This window comes from Arthrobacter sp. NamB2 (genome assembly GCF_005281365.1).
Classification (GTDB): domain Bacteria; phylum Actinomycetota; class Actinomycetes; order Actinomycetales; family Micrococcaceae; genus Arthrobacter_D.
Window position 1 is genome coordinate 254,635 of the sequence record NZ_SZWI01000005.1, and the last position, 7,593, is coordinate 262,227.

Here is a 7,593-nt window from a genome sequence, read left to right on the forward strand (position 1 = left end):
CGACCGGAAGGGGTGTTCCGGGACCCGTCGGGCCGATCAGTCGTCGACAGGTCGCCCGGCCTCGCGATCCAGCAGTCGCTGCTTGACGTGCAGCCCCCAGCGGAAGCCGCCGAGTGTGCCGTCCGTCCTGATGATCCTGTGGCAGGGGACGAAGAGCGCCGCCGCGTTCTTCGCGCACGCTCCCGCAGCTGCCCGGACTGCGCTCGGGCTGCCCGCGCGCTCGGCGTATTGGAGGTAGGTGACGGGTGAGCCCGGCTCGACCGTGCGCAGCACGTCCCACGCGTGGGCCCGGAACGGTCCCGAGACCTGCACCACCCGGACCGCATCGATGGCACCGAAGTCGCCGTCGTAGTAGCGGGACACGGCGTCGACGATCGGCTGGACCGACGAGGAGGCGGGGTCGAAGCTTCTTCCTCTGATGGTCGGATGGATCTGTCCGATCAGGTCCGACGCGAGGTCCGTCCATCCGGACGAGAGGACCGCGCCCTCCGCCTCGATGACGGTGAAGGCGCCGTCGGGCGTGTCCAGCGTGGTCGTGGTGGCGCCGTGCAGGGTAGCGGCGTGGGCAAGAGTGGCGGTCATGGCGGTCCGATCGTTCGAGTGCGGTGGGAGACGGGTGGGTGGCGCGGAGCCGATGCGGAAGGGGAGGGAAACCGGTCAGGCGACGACGACGAGTGGTGGCCGGGACGTCCCATCCCGGATGCGCGGTGCTGCGGTCCGCCAGAGGTGCAGCGTCGCGTATGAGCGCCATGGCCGGACGCCGGCCATCGCGTCGTCGAGCGAGGCACGGGAGGAGCGCGGATCGATCGCAGTGATCTCCGGTGTCGGTCGGGTTCCGCCCGGCCGTTCGAGCCGCGCCCACCCACTCCGCACTGCGGCGTCGGACGGAAGGTGGATGTCGGGGTGCCCGAGCACGCGCATGATCACGTAGTCGGCGGTCCACGGTCCCACGCCGTCGAGCTGCAGGAGCGCTGCACGCAGGGTCACGGGATCGGATCCGACGCCCACCTCGAGGGCGCCGGACGCGAGCGCCCGTGCTGCCGAGCGCAGGGCCTGGTTGCGTCGGTGCGGGCCCCGCAGGAGCGGTTCCGGTGCTTCAGCGAGATCCTCCGCCGACGGGAACAGCTTCGTCAGCGGCGTACCGGGCAACTCCACGGGGGCGCCTGCCGCCGCAAGCCGGGTGAGTGCTCCGGTCGCCGCGGGGACCGTGACCTGCTGACCCACGATCGCACGGACCAGGGTCTCATGGGGATCGAGTGAGCCCGGAAGCCGCATGCCGGGCGTGCACTCCACCAGGCCCGCGAAGGAGGGGTTGCGCGACAGGGCCGCATCGATCGCGGCGGGGTCGGCGTCGAGGTCGAACAGTCGCCGGATGCGGGTCAGGAGCGCGGGAAGATCCGCCAGACCCGACACCGAGACCGTCACCGGCAGGGCTGCCTGTCCGTTGCCGCGCAGCTCGACGGCGTTCGCCCTGAACCAGGCCGGACCGGACGGCAGCCGGAGCAGTCGTTCGTAGCTCGCGGCTCCGGTGTGCTCGACCCCTTCGATGGAACGGGCGGCGAGAAAATCGAAGATCCCGTTGTCGTAGGGCAACCGCACGGGAAGGGACAGTGAGATCCGGACCTGTCCGCCCGTCGTCACGCCGTCGCCGACCGGGTCGTCCGCCCTTCTGCGGCGCTGCTGCCGGGAGGCGTCCCGCAGCTGCCGCGGGGTGAGGTCGAAAACCTGCTGGACGGTGTCGTTGAACTGCCGAACGCTGCCGAATCCGGCGGCGAAGGCGATGTCCGCGAAGCGCAGCGGGGAAGCGGTGAGCAGGGCTCGGGCGGTCTGCGCACGGTGCGCGCGGGCAAGCGCGAGAGCGCCCGCGCCGAGCTCGTCCTTCAGGATGCGGTTCAGGTGCCGGGGCGAGTACCCGAGCCCGGCCGCCAATCCGGACACTCCCGAGCGGTCCACCTCGCCGTCGGCGATGAGGCGCATCGCCCGGGCCGCGGTATCGCTCCGGATGTTCCACTCCGGGTCTCCCGGCACGGCCTCCGGCAGGCAGCGTTTGCAGGCGCGGTAGCCGGCCTCGTGCGCCGCGGCCGACGTGCGGAAGAAGGTGACGTTGGTCGGCTTGGGCGTCCGGGCGGGGCAGGAGGGCCGGCAGTAGATCCCCGTGGTCGAGACGGCCGTCACGAACTGCCCGTCGAATCGCACGTCGCGAGCATCGATCGCGCGGTACTGCTGCCAGAAGTCCATGCCGCCATCCTGTCATTGCGCAGGGGTAGGAACTAGCGGGAATCGGACGTGGCTGCGGGAGGGCAGCGGCGGGGTTTTGCTACGGTCGACGGGTGACGGAGCAGAGCGGGACGCCGCAGGACGGTCGGGACAGGCTCGGCGGCAGCGCGCTCGACGTGGCCCCGTGGCTCCTCGGCGCGCACCTGACGCACAGGAACGAGGACGGCGAGGTCACCGTGCGCGTGACCGAGGTGGAGGCGTACCTCGGTCCGGACGACCCGGGTTCCCATGCATTCCGCGGCAGGACCGCGCGGAATGCGACCATGTTCGGCCCTGCCGGTCACCTCTACGTCTACTTCACCTACGGCATGCACTACTGCGCCAACATCGTCTGCGGCAGGGAGGGCTGGGCGACCGGGCTGCTGCTGCGGGCGGGCGAGATCGTCGAGGGTGCGGACCTCGCGCGGCATCGCCGCTCGCATCCGGCGTCGGATCTCGACCTCGCCCGTGGCCCCGCCCGCCTCGCTCAGGCACTGGGGCTGGACCGCCGGTTCGACGGGGCCGATGCATTCGCGGATCCCTTCCGGCTCGTCCTCCCGGGGGAACCAGCGACGGCGGTGGAACAAGGTCCACGAGTTGGAGTGAGCGGTGTCGCCGGGACAGCGGAGTACCCGTGGCGTTTCTGGCTGCCGGGGGAACCCACCGTCTCCCGGTACCGTCCCGGCAAGCAACGCCCAGCCCGTAAGGTTGATTCGTGACGATGAGCGGAGCGGACAGCGCGCAGGACCCAGCAGGACCCTCGGCGCTCGCCGCGGAAGCGAAGGGATCCATCGACCGGCTGTGCGCCGTCGTCCCCGATTTCCCGTCGCCCGGGATCATGTTCCGCGACCTCACTCCCGTCTTCGCCGACGGGCTCGCATTCCGCTCCGTGGTCGAAGCCCTGGCGGAGCCGTACGCAGGGACCTTCGACGCGGTCGCCGGAGTCGAGGCCCGGGGATTCCTCCTCGCGGCTGCCGTCGCCTACGCGACTGGAACCGGCGTCGTCACGGTGCGCAAGGCCGGTAAGCTGCCGCGCCCCGTGTTCCGCGAGTCGTACGATCTCGAATACGGACAGGCGGCGCTCGAGATCCACCGGTCCGACCTTCCGTCGGGTGCCCGCGTCCTCGTGCTCGACGACGTCCTCGCCACGGGCGGGACGCTGGGGGCGGCGTGCACGCTGCTCGAGAAGGCAGGAGCCGTCGTCGTCGGATGCGGCGTCGTACTCGAACTCGGAGACCTGGGCGGACGCCGCACACTCGCCGGCCGCCCGGTCCGGGCGCTGGAGACCGTGTAGCATCCGCCGCGCTAGAATTGACGGTCTGCCTTTCTGGAAGGAAGTTTCCGATGCATGAGACGTCCCAGGCCAAAGCCGAGCTCGACCACGAGCGCGAGTACGTCGACGGCCTGTACCGCCGGCTCGACGAACTCCGGGCAGAGAAAACCCAGCAGCTGGCTGACGTCCGACGCACGCAGGCAGCAGGATCCCACCAGAACCGGTCGGAACGCGACGCCTTCGCCACGATGTACGAGGACCGCCTCGCCCAGCTGAACGCGGTCGACGACAGACTCGTGTTCGGGCGCCTGGATCTCGACGACGGGGACAAGCGGTACATCGGTCGCATCGGCCTCTCCGACGACGACCTCCGCCAGCTGATGGTCGACTGGCGCGCCCCTGAGGCGGGGACCTTCTACCAGGCCACGGCGTTCGAGCGCATGGGTGTGCGGCGGCGTCGCCACCTCATCCTGTCCCGGCGCGACGTCGTCGCCATCGAGGACGACGTCCTCGATGCGGATCTCCTCGGGGATGACGAGTCCCTGCAGGGGGAGGGCGCGCTGCTGGCGGCGCTCAATTCCCGCCGTACCGGCCAGATGTCCGACATCGTGGGAACCATTCAGGCGGAGCAGGACCGCATCATCCGCGCGCCCCTGCCGGGAGTCACCGTTGTCCAGGGTGGTCCCGGCACGGGCAAGACGGCCGTGGCGTTGCACCGCGCCGCGTATCTCCTCTACACGCACCGCGATCGGCTCAAGTCGGCAGGTGTCCTGCTCGTGGGTCCCACCGACGCCTTCATGAAGTACATCGAGCGCGTCCTGCCGTCCCTCGGCGAGACCGGCGTGGTGATGGCCGGGATCGGAACGCTCATGCCGGGTGTCGCCACCGTGCAGGAGCCGAACGACGAGGTCGCCGCGATCAAGGGCCGGCTCGAGATGGCGCAGGTCATCAGGAACGCTGTCGCCAATCGTGAGCGCGTGCCGGTGGAGAACCAGCGGCTCAACGTCGAGGGCACCGTGCTCACGCTCACGCCGAGGCAGGTGAGCCGTGCGCGGGAGCGTGCCCGCGCCACCGGCAAGCCGCACAACGAGGCACGGGTGACGTTCGTGAAGACCCTCCTGCGCGAGCTCACGGAGCAGTTGCTGGACAAGCTCGAGGAGTCGTCGGGCGGGGGGAACAATGCCGACCGGTCCTACCTGGCGGAAGATGTCCGCAGCTCCCGCGATGTCCGGATCGCACTCAACCTCGCCTGGATGCCGCTCACGCCGCAGAAGCTGGTGTCGGAGCTGTTCGCGCGTCCGGAGCTGCTCCGTGCGGCGGCGCCCCAGCTGACCGCTGCCGAACTCGCCGCCCTGGCACGACCCGTCGGCTCGCCCTGGACCGAAGCCGACGTGCCGTTGCTCGACGAGGCCGCCGAACTCCTCGGTGAGCTCGACGCATCAGCGGGCCGTGACAGCGCAGCGCAGGAGCAGGAGCAGAAGCGCGATCTCGCCAATGCCGAGCGGGCTCTCGAGAACGTCAACGCGTCACTAGAGGACGCCGGAGTCGACGGCGTGCTGACGGCGGAGGACCTCGCGCAGCACAACGCCGTCACCGCGACGCGACTCTCGGCGGCGGAACGGGCTTCGGGCGACCGCACGTGGGCCTACGGCCACATCGTGGTCGACGAGGCGCAGGAGTTGTCGCCGATGCAGTGGCGCCTGCTGATGAGGCGGTGCCCGCTCAAGTCCTTCACCATCGTCGGTGACATCGCGCAGACGAGTTCGGCTGCAGGATCGAGGTCGTGGCAGCAGGCGCTCGAGCCGTTCGTGGGGAACCGGTGGCAGCTCGAGGAGCTGACGGTCAACTACCGCACTCCGTCGCAGATCGCCGAGGCGGCGGTTCGCATGGCCAATGCCGCAGGTTTGGTCGTATCGGCGCCCAAGGCCGTCCGGGAGGGCAGGTTCAGTCCCGTCCTCGATACCGTGCCGGAGCTCATCCCGTCCCTGGTGGGCGTCATGCCCGAGGAGCTGTCGGCCATCGACGGCGGGCTGCTCGCCGTCATCGCTCCCGAGAACCAGCTCGACGACGTCCGTGGTGCGCTGACGGCGAGTTACGGCGATCGCGTCGGCTCCGGAGCAGGCGGGCCGGGCCAGGACATCGTGGTGATCAGCCCGCGGGAGTCCAAGGGGCTGGAGTTCGACGGCGTCGTCATCCTCGAACCGCACGAAATGCTGGACTCCGCCACGGCCAGGGTCGGTGATCTGTACGTCGCGATGACCCGCCCTACCCAGCGCCTGCGCATGATCTCGACCGGTCGAATTCCTGCTGGTATCGCCGGCTGATAATTTGGGAGGGTGTCCCAGCAAACAGATACCCCGGTCAGTGGCCTCGAAGGCCAGCACAACGATCCGTCGTTCGGCACCATCTACGACGAGCTGGTGTGGCGCGGCCTGGTGTATGTGTCAACCGACGAGGGCGAGTTGAAGGAACTGCTGGCGGGCCCTCCCATCACTTTCTACTGCGGATTCGATCCCACGGCTCCCAGTCTCCATCTCGGCAACCTGGTCCAGCTGCTGACGATGCGTCGGCTGCAGCTCGCCGGACACCGCCCCCTGGGCCTCGTCGGGGGGTCCACCGGGCTCGTCGGTGATCCGCGCCCGACGGCGGAACGCACCATGAACACGAAGGAGACCGTCGCGGAGTGGGTCGGCTACCTCCAGGGCCAGGTGCAGCGGTTCCTCTCTTTCGAGGGCGACAACGCGGCCCGCATGGTCAACAACCTCGACTGGACCGGACCGATGAGCGTCATCGACTTCCTGCGTGACGTCGGCAAGTACTTCCGCGTGGGCACGATGATTAAGAAGGAGACGGTCGCCAAGCGCCTGAACTCGGACGAGGGCATCAGCTACACCGAGTTCAGCTACCAGATCCTGCAGGGCATGGACTACCTGCAGCTCTTCCGGGACTACGGCTGTGTGCTGCAGACGGGCGGGTCCGATCAGTGGGGCAACCTCACGAGCGGAACCGAGCTGGTGCGCAAGGTCGAAGGGAAGGGTGTGCATGCCATCGGCACGCCGTTGATCACGAACTCGGACGGCACCAAGTTCGGCAAGAGCGAAGGCAACGCCATCTGGCTGGACTCCGCGATGACGAGCCCCTACGCGATGTTCCAGTTCTGGCTCAACACCTCGGATGCCGACGTGGCCGAGCGGTTGCGCATCTTCACGTTCCGCAGCAGGTCGGAGATCGAGGATCTGGAGCGGGCGACCGCTGAGCGCCCCCACGAGAGGGCGGCCCAGCGAGCCCTCGCCTACGACGTGACGTCGCTCGTCCACGGGGTCGAAGCGACCGGGAAGGTCATCGCTGCCTCTGCTGCACTCTTCGGGAACGGCGAACTCGGCGGACTCGACCTCCCTACCCTGCAGGCAGCGACAGCGGAACTCGAATCCATGTCCGTCGCCCGGGATGCCCTGGGCATCGTCGACCTCCTCGTCGCATCTGGCCTGTCGGCCAGCAACTCGGCGGCTCGCCGCACGATTGCCGAGGGCGGCGCCTACGTCAACAACACGAAGATCACGGACACCGATCACATCATCGGTGACGACGACTTGCTGCACGGACGCTACCTTCTGGTCCGCCGCGGGAAGCGCAACCTGGCGATGGTCGACGTCGTCGGGTGATCCTTGCGCTGATGCACGCTGTTGCTCGGGCCGGCACGCTCCTCGGGAGGGTGTCGGCCCGTGCTGTTCGCCGGTGGTGGTGGGTGGATTTGTGTCGGGGGAGCGGTGGTCGTATAGTTGTGGAGTTGCCCCGGTGAGGGTGACCAACCCCTTCGAAATCTAGCGGTCAGTCTGTGCGCTCTGAAACGGGCCAGGAATTGACCTCTATTTGTGATGGGATTGCTTTGTCGAATTTGCATTCTGCAGGCTTTAGGCCAAAGCAGCGGATTTGACAAGGGAAATCGAAGTGAAATAAGCTGTGAACATAACGACGAGGGAAAACAAGCCGGGAAGGCGCGGAAGCGCCGGGTTTGCAAGTAATCGGACGTTCCTGTTGTTTGAGAACTCAATAGTGTGCCAAGT

Annotated in this window: 6 protein-coding genes; 4 read left to right on the forward strand and 2 right to left on the reverse strand. The window is 68.4% G+C overall.

What is annotated here, in order from left to right:
• Positions 1–36 precede the first annotated feature (36 nt).
• Both FDK12_RS11080 and FDK12_RS11085 read right to left on the reverse strand, forming a co-directional pair.
• The gene (locus tag FDK12_RS11080; RefSeq protein WP_137369619.1) at positions 37–582 is read right to left on the reverse strand and encodes a methylated-DNA--[protein]-cysteine S-methyltransferase; all 546 of its coding nucleotides are present in this window, start codon (positions 580–582) and stop codon (positions 37–39) included.
• A gap of 75 nt (positions 583–657) precedes the next feature.
• Positions 658–2,238 carry an Ada metal-binding domain-containing protein gene (locus FDK12_RS11085; protein WP_137369620.1) on the reverse strand — a complete coding sequence of 527 codons (1,581 nt, stop codon included), beginning with the start codon at positions 2,236–2,238 and terminating at the stop codon, positions 658–660.
• Between the two features lie 92 nt (positions 2,239–2,330).
• On the opposite strand from FDK12_RS11085, the gene FDK12_RS11090 reads away from it, so the two are divergent.
• The 4 genes from FDK12_RS11090 to tyrS all read left to right on the forward strand — a co-directional run bounded on the left by FDK12_RS11090 (position 2,331) and on the right by tyrS (position 7,191).
• Entirely contained in the window at positions 2,331–2,975 is a 645-nt protein-coding gene (locus FDK12_RS11090; protein ID WP_137369621.1) for a DNA-3-methyladenine glycosylase, read from the forward strand.
• Between the two features lie 119 nt (positions 2,976–3,094).
• Positions 3,095–3,550, forward strand: coding sequence for an adenine phosphoribosyltransferase (locus FDK12_RS11095; protein WP_262983385.1), 456 nt, complete (start codon positions 3,095–3,097; stop codon positions 3,548–3,550).
• A gap of 50 nt (positions 3,551–3,600) precedes the next feature.
• On the forward strand, positions 3,601–5,853 hold the full coding sequence (locus FDK12_RS11100; RefSeq protein ID WP_137369622.1) for a HelD family protein: 2,253 nt from the start codon (positions 3,601–3,603) through the stop codon (positions 5,851–5,853).
• Between the two features lie 12 nt (positions 5,854–5,865).
• Positions 5,866–7,191: a tyrosine--tRNA ligase gene (gene tyrS / locus FDK12_RS11105; RefSeq protein ID WP_137369623.1), complete on the forward strand. Its 1,326-nt coding sequence runs from the start codon at positions 5,866–5,868 to the stop codon at positions 7,189–7,191.
• Positions 7,192–7,593: the final 402 nt, after the last annotated feature.